Origin of the sequence: Pseudomonas sp. KBW05 (assembly GCF_003852405.1) — a bacterium.
Taxonomy (GTDB): Bacteria; Pseudomonadota; Gammaproteobacteria; order Pseudomonadales; family Pseudomonadaceae; genus Aquipseudomonas.
This window is the reverse complement of sequence record NZ_QAJM01000012.1, coordinates 17,227-31,642: the sequence shown is the minus strand read 5'-3', so window position 1 is coordinate 31,642 and position 14,416 is coordinate 17,227. Positions and strand designations below refer to the sequence as shown.

The window sequence follows — 14,416 nt, the reverse complement described above, 5'->3', positions numbered from 1 at the left end:
ACTTGTTCGGAGATTCCCTAGACCGGCGCTCAACTTTATTTATCACCGAACAGCGCCCAGAGATAAGTGTTGCGAAAATGCTCGAGTCGCGTGGATATAAGGTGCCTGCCAATAGTCAGGAAGCACATTATTTGGCTCGTTCATTATCCTTTGACCTTCTCCCGCGGGTGCCTGGGGCGGACGCCGGGGGCGTCAGGAATATCGTTGGGTCGTTGGGTAGGACTCCGTTACGCAAGATGAAAGCGGAGGTGGATAGATGGAGGGCGCGAACAGCCACTGAGGCTTCTAACCCTCAGGCGGGGGTTGGGCCAGACAGTGTGTTACGTCGCCTGATCAGCTCGCTTGGGGAGTCTACGCGCAAGACGATTGCGGACAACCCTGCGTTAGCATGGGATCAGCTGATTCGCTCGCCAGAGGCGCTGAAGTTGGGTGAGGCCCTACAAAATAGTCTCGAAACAGCGGAGTCTCCGACCGGTGCAATCGAAGCATTGAATGCCGCCCTTGTGCAAGAACTTGACCCCGGGTTAGGGAAGTCACCTTACAATCTGGCGGGCTTTGACCTCTACAGCAAAGATAATGCGGGTTTTCCTGCTGCCGAAATTATCAAGCGTTTCGTGGTCCATCTTGAAGCTAAAGTGGGTGCTGACGCGGCACCTATTGCCGCTCATTTATTATTGTCGGCCGCCGCGCCTGAGTTCCTCGTAAAAAACATACAGCCTAACCTTGTTTATGGGTCTCATACGTGGATGGAGTTCTCTATAGCGGTTGCACTGGTAGAACAGGAAGCGCCCGGCGCATCTGCGAACATGACGTTCAGTCAAGTGATGGAGTATGCGGATGCGCAGCTTAATCTTCATGAGGGCGAAGCCCGAGTAGGAATAGCATCGGTAAACCCAACTATTCAGTGGGGCCTCGCGAATGGTTTGATCGAAAGCACCCCTAATGGTGAGTATGGAGACAAAGACCTCGAGCATTTACTCACGGTGCTTAAAAAACAGAAAAGTGAATTGCAGTGGGCGCGTACGGTGTTGCTGAAAGATCCGCCCACTCGGAAAGAGTTGGCGCTGGCAGAGTTTAAAAAAGTTTTTCCGGAAATAGAGGACCCTACGGAGGATACGCTGTGCTCCCGTCGGGACAAGGGCTATGTGATGTCGCCGCTTGATGTTTACATGACTGAACCATTTGAACCGAGCTGGATGGAATCACGCGATGAAAATAAATTACCGTGGGAGCAGATGAAATTACGCTTTCCAAGGCTTGCTCCAAATATCAATGATCTATTTGATTATAAGTTTAAGCAATACAAAAAAAACCATAAAGCTGCTTGGGCCATTCAGTTTAAGTATCAACTTTCTTTGTTGCCTGTCACAGAGCGTAAGCGCATAGAAAATTCAGATGTAAGCTTCGTCGAAGTGTCTCGCCCCTTTTTAGGTACAAAGCTTCAGTTCAACGATCACGGCCATTCCGGGCATTCCTGGCCCGTACCGCGTACCCCGACTGAGCAGGAACTTGAAGCTTTAAAAGGGCAGCATGGCGTGCTTATGAAAGTGGCAGGGAACGATGGGAAGATAGACTACTATAGTTACCACCCCGGGCTAGGAAAATTGGTCAAGGAAGAAGGTTCGCCGGCGGAACAGCTAAATTATGACGACAGCGCTTATTTTGGTCCTGGTGCCAAAGATCGTGTGTGGAATACGCAGAATATCTACACTCAGTTCGGTGCAACCAATAAAAATCGCGATCCGGTTGATGTGCCCGGTAAAGCACAAGGTTCATATCTTTCCGACAGAAATGGGTCGCTGGCTAACGTTGCAGGTGATTTTTTTACAAAAAATTATGATGCTTTCAAAGCAAGCGCTGCCGGGGTTACCGTGATTGAAAAAAACCGAGCCGGGAATAAAGTGGTCAATGAGTTTTTACTTTCGCTCATTCCTTTTTATGACGGTATTAAAGACGCAATCAACGGCAATGTTGGAGGCGCGATTTTTAATATCGGGTTTGATGTTTTAGGTTTCCTTCTTCCTGGGTTCGGTGCTGCGAACAAAGCGTTGAAGGCGGGGAAGTCAATAGGTACTGCACTCGCGCGTTCCTTTTTTGCGGGGGTTGGCGCCTCTATCGGCGTCACCGATGTTATTAAACTTCCGAAAAATATCAAGCGTGGGGTAGCGACTGTCCTTAAGGATGGGACGAAGATTTATCGGCACGCAGATGAAATACTGCCTCGGTTGAGGGGGAATTATAAGCGTTATGATATGACGAGGATTTATAAGGATGGTGATATTGTCAAGGGGTTTAATCGTGTTGATACGGGCGGTGTCGCGGAGCCCGTGGTGGCTATTTTCAATAAGGGGGGGTGGTATGCATATAGCAGTATCACAAACGCACCGTTTGGTCCCCAGATGTTACAGTTTGGTGTGGTAAGCGCGATGGTAAATGAGGAGCAGAATCAAAAAAATGGACGTGAAGTTAAGCCTCACTGATCGATGCTTGATTTTTTATATGCAAATTTATGTGCGCCCATCTATGACGAGTTTTATAGAGGTCGGTAGGTTTGTACACGTATGGGTGTGTGCTCTTTTGGTGAGTCCTGGCCAGTTGCAGGTTTGGCAGTAGGCTGCCTGGTTGTTCGCGTGATTTAACAATAGAGTTGGAAAGGCTGGAACTCTTTAAGTGTTTGTCGACACAAAACGGATGAGGGTAAGGGATGACTTTCTAATGCTAACTAATCATTAGGTAAATCATTATGGTTTTTTCAGCTGCAACTTCTCGTTCGGTGGCCTTCTCCAAAATCGGAGAGTTTTTTGGTGGCGGGATTAATAGAGGCGGCACTCCTTCTGCGCCCCGAGATGTTAGTGCTCCGAGCTCGAGAGGTGGGTCAGGATCTAGCTCATCAAGCGGTTCTAGCTCACCAAAATCTCCTGAGTCATTCGATCAAAAGTATGTTGATAGTCAAGTTCACCCCGCTGGTGGGTCTGGACACACGACGGGTACTAAACAGCCTGGAGACTCAACTGATGTAGACACTGCTGGCAACCCTGATTTAAAGAAATACCAAAAGGAGCAACAAAAAAAATGGCAAGCCACAAAAGACGCAGAAGCGCGAGATAAGTTGTTTGGCCAGCCGACGCCGGGCCGCGTAGATGGTAAAGAAGTGGAGTCATTTTCTTCTGGAACACTATCGGATGAGGCTGCATCACTGACGTCCTCCGCCAAGGCTAGAGCAGAAAAAGCAGCGCCGGCCAGAAACACCAGCTTGCTTCGGACTGCAGCAATCGCTCTACCGTTTTCCGCCCTAGGGTTGATTGTTGCGGGAACTGCCAACACGCTTCTCAAGCCGCTTTTAGATCCTAGCGCAAGCTCGGGCCTTACCAAGGAAGAGCTCAAGGAATATCAGATTGTCGAGCAGAGCCAGAAAGATGTGTTTGCGGCTTCAAACGCGATGAATGCTCTTAAAGGTGATGCGCCGGTTGAACCAGGCTTGAATTGGGTATTGAAAAGCAACGACGAGCGCATGGATACCCTCGAAGACATGATGAAAATCATAGAGACGGGGATGAAGGCCGAAGCCGAAAAGTTGAATATTCCCTTCACGCTCGCGTCTACTGGAGCGGTGGGAGATGACATTGAGAGTCGTGCGAAGGCAATCAACTCCAGGCTTGCTGTGATGACTGCGTTGTTCAGTAGTGTGAGGGCTAGGTTGGACGCTACCGCGTAAGTACTCGCGCCTGCTTAAAGCGTAAAAGTGCATATGGGCGTCGGTGGTATCTGCCGACACGCGTCTGGATTTGTACGCAACAAATAGTGGCTGCTGCGCCAAGGGTCGGTTTGGGGCTGAGGCGCCGAGTTATCCGGGGGTGGACCTGCCGGCCAGTGCGTTGCTCGATACCTTGTTGTTGCCGTTGTCGGTGTTGACGGTGCTGGGCATAGGATTCAACGCCACAGGCGGCCTTTAAGAGAAGTGGGTGGCTGTGCTGGCCTCATCGCAGGCAAGCCAGCTCCCACATTTTGAACGGTGTGAACCCGGCCCAGTGTGGGAGCCGGGCTTGCCCGCGATGGGGCCCGCACGGCCACCACAAAATCACTTGCCGAGCTTACGCAACTCATCCGACTCCACCACCCGCACCCCATCCTGCTCCTCCAGCGCCAGGCGCCACATGGCCCGGGCCAGTTCGCAGACCTCAATGCCACGGTATTTGCCAGGAATCAGCTTCGACAGTGGCCCGGCCAATTGTTCGGCCAGGCGCGGTTCCAAGCGCTCGCCCAACAACAGTGACGGCCGCACGATGGTCAGTTGTGGCCAGTCCTGGGCTTTAAGCGCCTGTTCCATTTCACCTTTGACGCGGTTGTAGAAAATCGCCGATTTCGGGTCGGCGCCAATCGCGCTGATCACGATCAGGTGCCGTGCGCCCATCTCCCGCGCACGTTTGGCGAAGGCCACCACCATGTCCAGGTCAACCGCGCGGAACGCCGCTTCGGAGCCGGCCTGCTTGATGGTGGTGCCCAGGCAGCAGAAGGCGATATCCACGCGGCCGCTCAGTTGCGGCAGGAATACCGCCGGGTCACCCACCGGGTTTTCCAGGTGCGGGTGTTCGGCCAGTGGCTTGCGGCTGGGTGCGAGGACGCGGGTCACGGTGGGTTCGTTGAGCAGGCGATCCAACAGGTGCTCGCCGGTCAGGCCGGTGGCCCCGGCCAGCAGGATATGTTGAGGTGTCAGGTACATGGTGTTTCCCCCCTGTTACACGTTACAGCTTAGTTGCCTTTGGCTTCCTTGCTATTCATTGAGACGCTTTCGAGCGCCTTTCGTGCCTGCTGCTTGCGTAATAATTGCCAGTGGGCGATCACCCCTTTGGGGGCCCAGATCTGCGGTTCAGAGGCTTCAAAGTTGTCCGCCTGCTCGCGTTCGGCCACATGCAGTTGTGCCAGTTTGAAGGCTTGCTGCAAGTCGTCGGTCTGGTTGAAGGCCTGGGCGAAGAGGGCGTCGCCGAAGTAGGTGAAGTCGGCCTCTTCGGAGCAGCCGAAGGACACGCGGTCTGCGCGCGAGGCGGTCATGATCAGGGTGCGCTCGTCTTTCAGCGCCGGGATGAATCCACCGGAGTAGCAGGCGGAAATCACGATGATCTTGTCGCGGTCTTTCAGCGGTGTGAGCACGGCGGCCAGCTCATCGGCTGGCAGGTCGGCCAGCTCCATGCGCGGCTGGTCCAGCACCAATTCGTGCTCGTGGGTGCCGTGACTGGTCATGTAGATGAATACCAGGTCTTCCGGCCCGGTGCGGTCGGCCAGGGTTTGCACGGCGCGGCGCAGGCTTTCGCGGGTGGCCAGGGGGCGGTCGGCGATGTGGTCGCGGTGGTTGACCAGGCGAATCTGCCCGCGCGCGCCGAAACGGGTGGCGAGCATGTTGCTCACGTAGTCGGCCTCGCGCAGGAACACGCTTTGCTTGCCATCACCGGCCAGCACCAGGCTGTACAGCTCGACGGCGGGGGTCGAGGCAGGCACGGCCGCGAGCGCGGCATCGAGCAAGTGGCCTTGGGCCAATACGCCGGTTTCCAGCGGGTCGGGCAACAGCTTGCCGTCGGCGTCACGCACCCGCATGCCATTGACCCAGGTGCCGGCCTGCACGGTGCCATCGGTGAGGACGAGGGTGCCACGGCCCTGGTAGCTGTCGCTGTCGAAACCGCCGATATAGAAGCTGCCATCGGTGAGGTTCAGGCGACCTTCACCAGTGAAGCGCCAATCGCTGAACTGGCCGACATAGTGGCTGCCGTCCACGCCGATCAACTCGCCCTTGCCGCTCAGCGCGCCTTCCTTGAACTGGCCGATCCACACGTCACCGTCTGCGTTTTCATAGCGGCCCTTGCCGTTGAGCTGGTTCTGCTTGAACTGGCCGACATAGATGTCACCGTCGGCGCTGTTGAAGGTGCCGTTGCCTTCGAGCTGGCCATCGACGAAGTGGCCGCTGAACTGGTTGCCGCTGTCGTCGTTGCGCTGGCCTTCGCCATTCGGCTTGCCGTGGGCGAACTGGCCCTGGTATTGGCTGCCGTCCGCCAGCTCCAGGCGGCCGAGGCCGGAATACTGGTCGGCGTTGAATTCACCGCGATAGGTCATCTGCCCCTCTTTGAGGGTGCCTTCGCCGTTGCGCCGGCCGCGCTTGAAACCGCCGACGTAGCTGCTGCCCGGCGTGGTCAGGCTGCCTTGTCCATCGAACAGGCCTTGCTGGAACTCGCCTTTATAGACCTCGCCGTTACTGCCATGCCATTCGCCCTGGCCGTGCCACTGGCCCTTGTCGAACTGCCCGGCGTACCAGCTGCCGTTGGGGTAGTCCACGCGGCCCTGGCCTTGCAGCAAGCCGTTGACCACATCACCCCGGTAGCGGCCGCCATCGGGCAGGCGCGCATCGGGCGGCAACAGCGATTCGCCGTCTCCGCAAGCGGTGAGCAACAGGGCAAGGGCAAGGGGAGCGAGTGGGCGCATAGCGGGATCCGGATAATTGAGCGCCGAGTATGCCGCAGCCGCGAGTTTCATACATAAATTTACATACCCTGTGGTGAGTTTCAGTGCCTCACCACAGGGCCGGGCTTACACGAAGCAGAGTGACAGCGACTCGGCAATGTAAGCAGGTTTTTCCTGGCCTTCGATTTCCAGGGTGGCGGTGGCCTTGAACAGCCATTGCCCGGGTTTTTTCTCGGTGACGTCGGTCAGTGTCACGTTCAGGCGGACCTTGGAGTTGACCTTGACCGGCTGGATAAACCGCACGCTGTCCAGGCCATAGTTGACCGCCATCTTCAGGCCCTCAGGCATGATGAGGATGTCTTCCATCAACTTGGGCATCAGCGACAAGGACAGGAAACCGTGGGCAATCGTGCTGCCAAACGGGGTTTGCGCGGCCTTGACCGGATCGACGTGGATGAACTGATGATCGCCAGTGGCCTCGGCGAACAGGTTGATCCGCGCCTGGTCGATGGTGAGCCATTCGGAACGTCCCAGTTCCTTGCCGACATAATCTTTGAGCTGCGCTACAGGTACATAGGGCATTGCGTCTCTCCTTGGTTCATCGGTTTTTATAGGTGTGCGAAATCCATCTTAGATCATCATGGGCAACAGGCCTGGTCAACCCACCATGCTTTTGGCGAATGCCGAAGCATAGGGCTGGCGTGCTTATAATGCGGGCGAGTTTTGACGGGGGGAGAACGGATGCTGTTACGCGGACTGACATGGCTGGTGCTGTTCCAATTGATCGGCACGGCGCTCAACCATTTGCTGCTGCCGATATTGCCGGGGCCGATTATCGGCTTGCTGCTGATGCTCGGCTTTCTGATCTGGAATGGCGAGGTCGACGAGCCCCTGAGCCTGGCGGCCAGCAGCCTGTTGCGTTATCTGCCTCTGCTGCTGGTGCCGCCTGCCGTCGGGGTGATGGTGTATGCCAAGGACATTGCGGCGGACTTCTGGGCCATCGTCGGCGCGCTGGTGCTGTCGCTGGTGATTGCCATGGGTTTTGTCGGCGTGTTGATGCAGCAGATGGTCAAGCGCAAGGAGAAGGACCAATGATCTTCGACTGGCACGGCGCCTGGACGGCCGTGATTCATCACCCCTTGTTTGGCATCGGTATCACCCTGGGCGCCTATCAACTGGTGCTGGCTGGTTTCGAGAAAACCCGCTGGATCTTCCTGCAGCCGGTGCTGGTGTCGATGCTGCTGGTGATCGGCATCTTGCTCACCTGTGGCCTGAGCTACGCCGAGTACCGCAAGAGCACGGAGATCATGGGCATCCTCCTTGGCCCTGCGACTGTCGCGCTGGCGGTGCCGCTTTATCTGAACCTGCGGCGCATTCGCCAATTGTTCTGGCCGATTTTTACTACGCTGGTGATAGGCGGGGTGTTGGCCACTGGCCTGTGTGTGCTGCTGGGCTGGTGGTTTGGCGCCGAACACATGATGCTGATGACCATGGCGCCGAAGTCGGTGACGTCGCCGATCGCCATGCTGGTGGCCGAGCAGATCGGCGGCGTGGCAGCCTTGGCGGCGGTGTTTGTGCTGATCACCGGGGTGATCGGCGCGATGATCGGCCCGGCTTACCTGTCGCGCCTCGGCGTGCACAGCCCCGAAGCGCGCGGCATGGCGCTGGGCATGACGGCCCACGCCGTCGGCACCTCGGTGGCGTTGCAGGAAAGCGAAGAGTGCGGCGCCTTTGCGGCGCTGGCCATGAGTCTGATGGGCGTGGCCACGGCAGTGTTCCTGCCGCTGGCTGTGTCGGTGATCGTTTAAACCGGGTTTAAGGAAACCTTTATGAGTCTGGCGCTGTTTCCGCTCAATACCGTGCTGTTCCCTGGCTGCACCCTCGACCTGCAACTGTTCGAGGCGCGCTACCTGGACATGATCAGCCGCTGCATGAAAAAGGGCGAAAGCTTCGGCGTGGTGTGCATCCTCGACGGCAGTGAGGTAGGCATGGCCCCGGATGGCTACGCCCTGATCGGTTGTGAAGCGCTGATCCGCGACTTCAAGCAGCAGGACAATGGCCTGTTGGGGATTCGCGTCGAAGGCGGGCGCCGTTTTCGTGTGCGCGACGCCGGGGTGCAGAAGGACAATTTGCTCGTAGCCGACGTGCAATGGCTGGAAGAGCTGCCGGACCAGGCGCTGGAAGAAGAGGACGCCGACCTGCTGGCGCTGCTCCAGGCCTTGGCCGAGCACCCGATGGTGGCTTCACTGGACATGGGCGCCGAGGCCGACGGCCAACAAGCCTTGGGCAACCAGCTTGCCTACTTGTTGCCCTTTACCGACGCCGACAAGATCGACCTGCTGCAACTCGACGATCCGCAGCAGCGGCTGGATGCGATCCAGATGTTGCTCGACGAGTTGCAGGGAGAGTTGTTCAACTGAGTTTCGGAATTGTCTGGCGCGGTTTTCAGATGTTCTTTCGTTGTTCTGCGTGCGTTGCCTGAAATAGTTTCCGCTCACACAACGGTGATCGGGGATGAACATGATTCGACCAACGCAATCGGAGCAAGCGATCTGGGATAGTTTTTTTGTCAGCATCGCCACACAACTGCTTCAGCAGGATGCCAAGCGGGGCCCGGAATATATCGCCGAGCGTGCCGCAGACATCGCCGACGAGATGCTGCTTGAGCGACGCGAACGTTGCGTCGAGCGTCGAACGGCACCCGTCGACTGGATCGGGCCCGCCAAGGGTCAGTAAGCGTACCTGAGCAACGCGTGAGACGTACCGGTCAAGGCAATGAAACCCAGTACTGCTACCACCGCCGGCAATAACAGCCACCAGGTTTTTGCCGGCATGGCCGGCAGTGGGCTGCGGTACTGGCTGAGGGTCAGGCTGAACGCGCAAACCGCCATCGCGAGTAGGGTGCCGGCCAAGATGTCAGTCGGCCAGTGTGCCCCTAGATAGACCCGCGACAAGGCAATGAACGCCGCCGGAATACAGCCCAACAACAGCCACGTCATGCGCAGGCGTGTCGGCTGCCCCAGGCCGGCCAGCACGGCCAGCGCCAGGAAAAATGCGAAAGAGCCGGATGCATGCCCGCTGGGCATGCTGAAACTGGTCAGCGGGTCTGTAAGAATTTCCGGGCGACCGCGGGCGAAAAACAGCTTGGTACCGGTGTTTATCACGGCGGCGCCGGCCAGCGTTGCGCCGACAAACACGGCCTGGCGCCATTGCCGCGCCAGTAACAGCAGGCCCGTGAACACGGCGCTGGCGACGAACATCTTCTTGAACTCGCCCAGTTGGGTGATGCGCACCATCACTTCGTCCAGCCACGGGCTGCGATGTTCTTGCACCAGGGCGATCAGGCCATGGTCGAAGTTATCGAGATGGTGATAGCCGATAAACAGTGCGATCAACAAGGTCAGGCTGGCGCAGCCGATCCACAAGGTGGCGCGGCGATGGCCGCGCAGGCTGCTGTTCAAACTCAAGCCCAGCAACACGGCGATTGCGGCTGTAACCACCCCGGCCTCCGGCCAGAAACCTTCCGGCAACGGCAGGCGGAACGCCGCGCCGGTCGCCCAGCCGGGCAGCAGATAGGCCACCGACCAGCCCGCGCCTGCCAGAAGGCTTACGGCGACGAAGCGTGGGAGCGGCATGTCGCACATGCCGGCAACCATCGGCAACATGGGGCGCAAGGGGCCGATGAAACGTCCGACCAGCAGGCTGGCAATGCCGTACTTGTGGAAGTAGGTTTCGGCGCCGTTCATCCATTCTGGATGGTGGCGCAGGCCGGGCAGGCGGCGGATGTTCTGGTGGAAGTGTCGGCCGAGGAAGTAGGAGATGCCATCGCCGAGCAAACCGCCGAGAAAACCCAGCAACAGGGTTTCACTCAACGACAGCGCGCCGCTGCCGGCCAGCGCGGCGATCGCAAACAGCAACACCGTGCCTGGCACGATCAGCCCGGCGATGGCCAGGCATTCCACGCACGCGACAATAAACACCGCCACCGCGAGCCATTCGGGGTTGAGGGTCAGCCAGCCGGTAATGCTATCGAGCCATTGGCCCATACAAATCCACTCCATCTATGCAATACAGAACCTGAAACAGTGAGATCAATTGTGGGAGCAGCTCCCATAGGGGATCAGCTGTGTTGCAGGTCTCAATGTTCAAATCAAAAAATAGTCGCGGCCTTCGACCTGGCCCCGGCGCAGCGGGTTCCGTGTGCAATAGGGCGCATAGCCAGCATCAACGAAGCGATACATCAAATGTTCATCCCGCCCGCTGGGGATGCCCAGGCGAGTGGTCTGGATGATGGTTGTCGGCACCTGGCCCACGTCTTCAACAAAGAGCCTCTGCGGATCAAAGCGCTTGGCATCCCACATCGGCACCTTCAATCCCAGGGCCTTGCACAGCAATGTCTGGCCAGCGCAAAGCTTTTGCGACGGGCGAGGGTGGCCGTTGGCATCCGGGTTGTTCAGCAGCATCTGCGCCAGGCTGGCCGGGCCGGACAGTTCATCGACCCACGGATAAGCCGATTTGATCAGCACGGCATTGCCCGGCCCCTGGGCGCTGAAGTTCAGCGAGTCACCGCCACGGGCGTAGTACATGTAGATGTGCCCACCGTCCAGAAACAAAGCCTTACGCTTTTCTGTGTAGCCGAGTGAAGCGTGGCTGCCTTTTTCCGCCACGTAATAGGCTTCGGTTTCGATAATTCGCGCCGAAAGCCAGATCTCCCCGACACGATGGCGTATGACTTTTCCGAGCAATTCTCGCGCAAGAATCTGTGCGTCGCGGTCGAAGAAGCCGTCGGGCAGGGCGCTGGCGGGGTGTTGGGGCGAAACGCTGGGCATGGTGGCCTGGGGTTAATACGGCTAAATGTGACTGAATAATAACAACTCCCACCTTAATTACCGCTGAACCCCAGGTTTTTACAGTTCATTTCGACCATCCGCCCCTCACCGCTGTCAGTCGAGCGGCGTCACAGCTATAATCTGCCGCTTTCCTCCATGCCAAGACTCCCTGACCATGACTGAGTCCGTTCTTGACTACATGACCCGCCTGGGTCGCGCTGCCCGTCAGGCCTCGCGGTTGATCGCCCGTGCGAGCACTGCGCAGAAGAATCGCGCCCTGCTGGCGGCCGCCGACGCTCTGGATGCCTCGCGCTCCGAGCTCACCGCCGCCAACGAACTGGACCTGGCCAACGGCCGCGCCAATGGCCTGGAGCCCGCGCTGCTGGACCGCCTGGCGCTGACCCCGGCACGTATCGACGACATGATCGAAGGCCTGCGTCAGGTGGCCAAGCTGCCTGACCCCATCGGTGAAATCCGCGATATGCGCTACCTGCCGTCCGGCATCCAGGTCGGCAAGATGCGCGTGCCCCTGGGCGTGATCGGCATCATCTATGAGTCGCGTCCGAACGTGACCATCGACGCCGCGAGCCTGTGCCTCAAGTCGGGTAACGCCACTATCCTGCGCGGCGGCTCCGAAGCCATTAACTCCAACCGCGCCATTGCTACTTGCATTCAGCAAGGCCTGGCCGTAGCCGAATTGCCCGCCGAAGTGGTGCAAGTGGTGGAAACCACCGACCGCGCCGCCGTTGGCGCGCTGATCACCATGCCGGAATTCGTCGACGTGATCGTGCCACGCGGTGGCAAGAGCCTGATCGAACGCGTCAGCCGCGATGCCAAGGTGCCGGTGATCAAGCACCTGGACGGCGTGTGCCACGTGTACATCGACATCGCTGCCGACATCGACAAGGCGATCCGCATCGCCGACAACGCCAAGACCCACCGTTACGCGCCGTGCAACACCATGGAAACCCTGCTGGTGCACGTCGGCATTGCCGATCGCGTGCTGCCGCCGCTGGCTGCCATCTACCGTGACAAGGGCGTGGAACTGCGCGGTTGTGAGCGTACCCGTGCGCTGCTGGGCGCGGACGTGATCGAAGCGACCGAGCTGGATTGGTACACCGAATACACCGCGCCGATCCTGTCGATCAAACTCGTCGATGACCTGGACGAGGCCATCGAACACATCAACACCTACGGCTCCAAGCACACCGACGCCATTGTCTCCGAGCATTTCAGCGATGCGCGGCGTTTCCTCAACGAAGTGGATTCCGCTTCGGTGATGATCAACGCGTCGACGCGTTTTGCCGACGGCTTCGAGTATGGCCTTGGTGCAGAAATCGGTATTTCCACCGACAAACTGCACGCCCGCGGCCCGGTTGGCCTGGAAGGCCTGACCAGCGAGAAGTACGTGGTGTTCGGCGACGGTCATGTGCGCACTTGATGGGTAAACGCATCGGGCTGCTCGGCGGTACCTTCGACCCCGTGCACATTGGCCATTTGCGCAGTGCCCTGGAAGTCGCGGATGCCCTCGCGCTGGATGAACTGCGCGTGATGCCCAACGCCCGGCCGCCCCATCGCGATACGCCGCAAGTGTCGCCACAGCAGCGCCTGGAAATGGTGCGCCTGGCGGTGGAAGGCATCGCACCCCTGGTGGTGGACGACCGCGAACTCAAGCGCGATAAACCGTCCTACACTGTTGACACTCTGGAGCTGATGCGCGCCGAGTTGGCCGCGGATGACCAGTTGTTTCTGCTTTTGGGCTGGGACGCATTTTGCGGCCTGCCCTCTTGGCATCGCTGGGAGGAACTCCTCCAGCACTGCCACATCCTGGTTTTGCAACGCCCGGATGCCGACAGCGAACCGCCGGATGCCTTGCGCAACCTGCTGGCCGCGCGGTCGGTAAGTGACCCCTTGGCCCTGACCGGGCCGAACGGGAATATTGCATTCGTCTGGCAGACCCCGCTTGCGGTGTCCGCCACCCAGATCCGTCAACTGCTGGCCAGCGGTAAGTCGGTACGTTTCCTGGTGCCTGACGCGGTCCTGGCCTACATCGATGCGCACGGGCTTTACCGTGCGTCGAACTGAAAAGGCGCGCTTGAACGTACGAACATTCGTGCAGCAAGCGCCCGAACATACGAGCAAAACGAGTTTTATATGACGAACAAAGACGTAAGCAAAGTTAAGCGCAAAGGCACCTTCAAAAGCGCGCCGCTGCCAGTTGAAGCCCATGTTGGCCCAGAGCTGGCTGGCGAAGAGCTGGTAAAAGTCGCCGTGGCGGCCCTGGAAGACGTCAAGGCCCAGGACATCCAGGTGCTGGACGTGCGCGACAAACAAAGCATCACCGACTTCATGATCATCGCTACCGGTACGTCGAACCGTCAGATCGGCGCGATGCTGGATAAAGTCCGTGAAGCCGTCAAAGCCCAAGGCGTGAAGCCACTGGGTGAAGAAGGCAAGGGCGACAGCGACTGGGTGCTGCTGGACATGGACGACGTGATCGTTCACATGATGACCTCCAACGCCCGTCAGTTCTACGACCTGGAACGTCTGTGGAAAGGCGCCGAGCAGAGCCGTGCCGCCGACGGCAAACACCACAGCCCGGAAGTGGGCCACGCGCACTTCGACAAGCTCAACAAAGACCAGGAATAAGGAACGGCTGTGCGCCTGCGTCTGATTGCTGTCGGTTCACGCATGCCCAAGTGGGTGGAAGAAGGCTGGCACGAGTATGCCAAGCGTCTGCCCGCTGAGCTGTCGCTGGAACTGGTAGAGATACCGCTCAACACCCGGGGCAAGAATGCCGACGTGGCGCGCTTTATCCGTCAGGAAGGCGAAGCCATGTTGGCCAAGGTCGGCCCCAACGAGCGCATCGTCACCCTGGAAGTGCACGGCAAACCCTGGAGCACCGAGCAGTTGGCGGTGGAACTGGATCGCTGGCGCCTGGATTCGCGCACGGTCAACTTCATGGTCGGCGGCCCCGAAGGGCTGGCGCCGGAAGTCTGTGCGCGGGCGGACCAGCGCTGGTCGCTGTCGGCGCTCACGTTGCCGCACCCGTTGGTAAGGATTCTGATCGGTGAACAGCTGTATCGCGCCTGGACAGTTCTGTCCGGGCACCCTTACCACAAATAGTCTGCGCCCCTCCC

Annotated in this window: 15 protein-coding genes and 1 pseudogene; 11 read left to right on the top strand and 5 right to left on the bottom strand. The window is 58.6% G+C overall.

Going from position 1 to position 14,416, the window contains the following annotated elements:
* The 3 genes and pseudogenes from DBR46_RS12000 to DBR46_RS11990 form a co-directional block, all read left to right on the top strand.
* The coding region (locus DBR46_RS12000; RefSeq protein WP_218569327.1) for a hypothetical protein at window positions 1-2,480 on the top strand (2,480 nt) is incomplete at its 5' end.
* A 263-nt stretch (window positions 2,481-2,743) separates the two neighbouring features.
* Entirely contained in the window at window positions 2,744-3,715 is a 972-nt protein-coding gene (locus DBR46_RS11995) for a hypothetical protein (RefSeq protein ID WP_124526367.1), read from the top strand.
* Between the two features lie 37 nt (window positions 3,716-3,752).
* Window positions 3,753-3,953: pseudogene (locus DBR46_RS11990) on the top strand (YceK/YidQ family lipoprotein); the annotation flags it as partial.
* Between the two features lie 125 nt (window positions 3,954-4,078).
* On the opposite strand, the gene DBR46_RS11985 reads toward DBR46_RS11990, so the two are convergent.
* The 3 genes from DBR46_RS11985 to DBR46_RS11975 all read right to left on the bottom strand — a co-directional run bounded on the left by DBR46_RS11985 (window position 4,079) and on the right by DBR46_RS11975 (window position 7,029).
* Entirely contained in the window at window positions 4,079-4,720 is a 642-nt protein-coding gene (locus tag DBR46_RS11985; RefSeq protein WP_124526365.1) for an oxidoreductase, read from the bottom strand.
* A 29-nt stretch (window positions 4,721-4,749) separates the two neighbouring features.
* Complete coding sequence (locus DBR46_RS11980; RefSeq protein ID WP_124526364.1) at window positions 4,750-6,468, bottom strand: C13 family peptidase; 1,719 nt, start codon at window positions 6,466-6,468, stop codon at window positions 4,750-4,752.
* A gap of 105 nt (window positions 6,469-6,573) precedes the next feature.
* Window positions 6,574-7,029: a MaoC family dehydratase gene (locus DBR46_RS11975; protein WP_003194496.1), complete on the bottom strand. Its 456-nt coding sequence runs from the start codon at window positions 7,027-7,029 to the stop codon at window positions 6,574-6,576.
* Between the two features lie 159 nt (window positions 7,030-7,188).
* On the opposite strand from DBR46_RS11975, the gene DBR46_RS11970 reads away from it, so the two are divergent.
* From DBR46_RS11970 to DBR46_RS11955, 4 genes are all read left to right on the top strand, one after another.
* Complete coding sequence (locus DBR46_RS11970; RefSeq protein WP_124526363.1) at window positions 7,189-7,542, top strand: CidA/LrgA family protein; 354 nt, start codon at window positions 7,189-7,191, stop codon at window positions 7,540-7,542.
* Window positions 7,539-8,255: an LrgB family protein gene (locus DBR46_RS11965; protein WP_124526362.1), complete on the top strand. Its 717-nt coding sequence runs from the start codon at window positions 7,539-7,541 to the stop codon at window positions 8,253-8,255. The genes DBR46_RS11970 and DBR46_RS11965 overlap by 4 nt, the downstream gene beginning before the upstream one ends.
* A 21-nt stretch (window positions 8,256-8,276) precedes the next feature.
* Complete coding sequence (locus DBR46_RS11960; protein ID WP_124526361.1) at window positions 8,277-8,867, top strand: LON peptidase substrate-binding domain-containing protein; 591 nt, start codon at window positions 8,277-8,279, stop codon at window positions 8,865-8,867.
* Window positions 8,868-8,967: 100 nt separating this feature from the next.
* Entirely contained in the window at window positions 8,968-9,183 is a 216-nt protein-coding gene (locus DBR46_RS11955) for a hypothetical protein (protein WP_124526369.1), read from the top strand.
* Here DBR46_RS11955 and DBR46_RS11950 read toward each other — a convergent pair.
* Together DBR46_RS11950 and DBR46_RS11945 are read right to left on the bottom strand one after the other, a co-directional pair.
* Window positions 9,177-10,493: a bifunctional DedA family/phosphatase PAP2 family protein gene (locus DBR46_RS11950; RefSeq protein WP_124526360.1), complete on the bottom strand. Its 1,317-nt coding sequence runs from the start codon at window positions 10,491-10,493 to the stop codon at window positions 9,177-9,179. The two genes, DBR46_RS11955 and DBR46_RS11950, sit on opposite strands and share 7 nt — an antisense overlap.
* A gap of 99 nt (window positions 10,494-10,592) precedes the next feature.
* Window positions 10,593-11,276 carry a DNA-3-methyladenine glycosylase gene (locus tag DBR46_RS11945; protein WP_124526359.1) on the bottom strand — a complete coding sequence of 228 codons (684 nt, stop codon included), beginning with the start codon at window positions 11,274-11,276 and terminating at the stop codon, window positions 10,593-10,595.
* Between the two features lie 175 nt (window positions 11,277-11,451).
* On the opposite strand from DBR46_RS11945, the gene DBR46_RS11940 reads away from it, so the two are divergent.
* The 4 genes from DBR46_RS11940 to rlmH all read left to right on the top strand — a co-directional run bounded on the left by DBR46_RS11940 (window position 11,452) and on the right by rlmH (window position 14,402).
* Entirely contained in the window at window positions 11,452-12,717 is a 1,266-nt protein-coding gene (locus DBR46_RS11940) for a glutamate-5-semialdehyde dehydrogenase (RefSeq protein WP_124526358.1), read from the top strand.
* Entirely contained in the window at window positions 12,717-13,361 is a 645-nt protein-coding gene (gene nadD / locus DBR46_RS11935; protein WP_122427405.1) for a nicotinate-nucleotide adenylyltransferase, read from the top strand. The genes DBR46_RS11940 and nadD overlap by 1 nt, the downstream gene beginning before the upstream one ends.
* A gap of 69 nt (window positions 13,362-13,430) precedes the next feature.
* On the top strand, window positions 13,431-13,925 hold the full coding sequence (rsfS, locus tag DBR46_RS11930) for a ribosome silencing factor (protein WP_003176298.1): 495 nt from the start codon (window positions 13,431-13,433) through the stop codon (window positions 13,923-13,925).
* Window positions 13,926-13,934: 9 nt separating this feature from the next.
* Complete coding sequence (gene rlmH, locus DBR46_RS11925) at window positions 13,935-14,402, top strand: 23S rRNA (pseudouridine(1915)-N(3))-methyltransferase RlmH (RefSeq protein WP_003176297.1); 468 nt, start codon at window positions 13,935-13,937, stop codon at window positions 14,400-14,402.
* Window positions 14,403-14,416 lie beyond the last annotated feature (14 nt).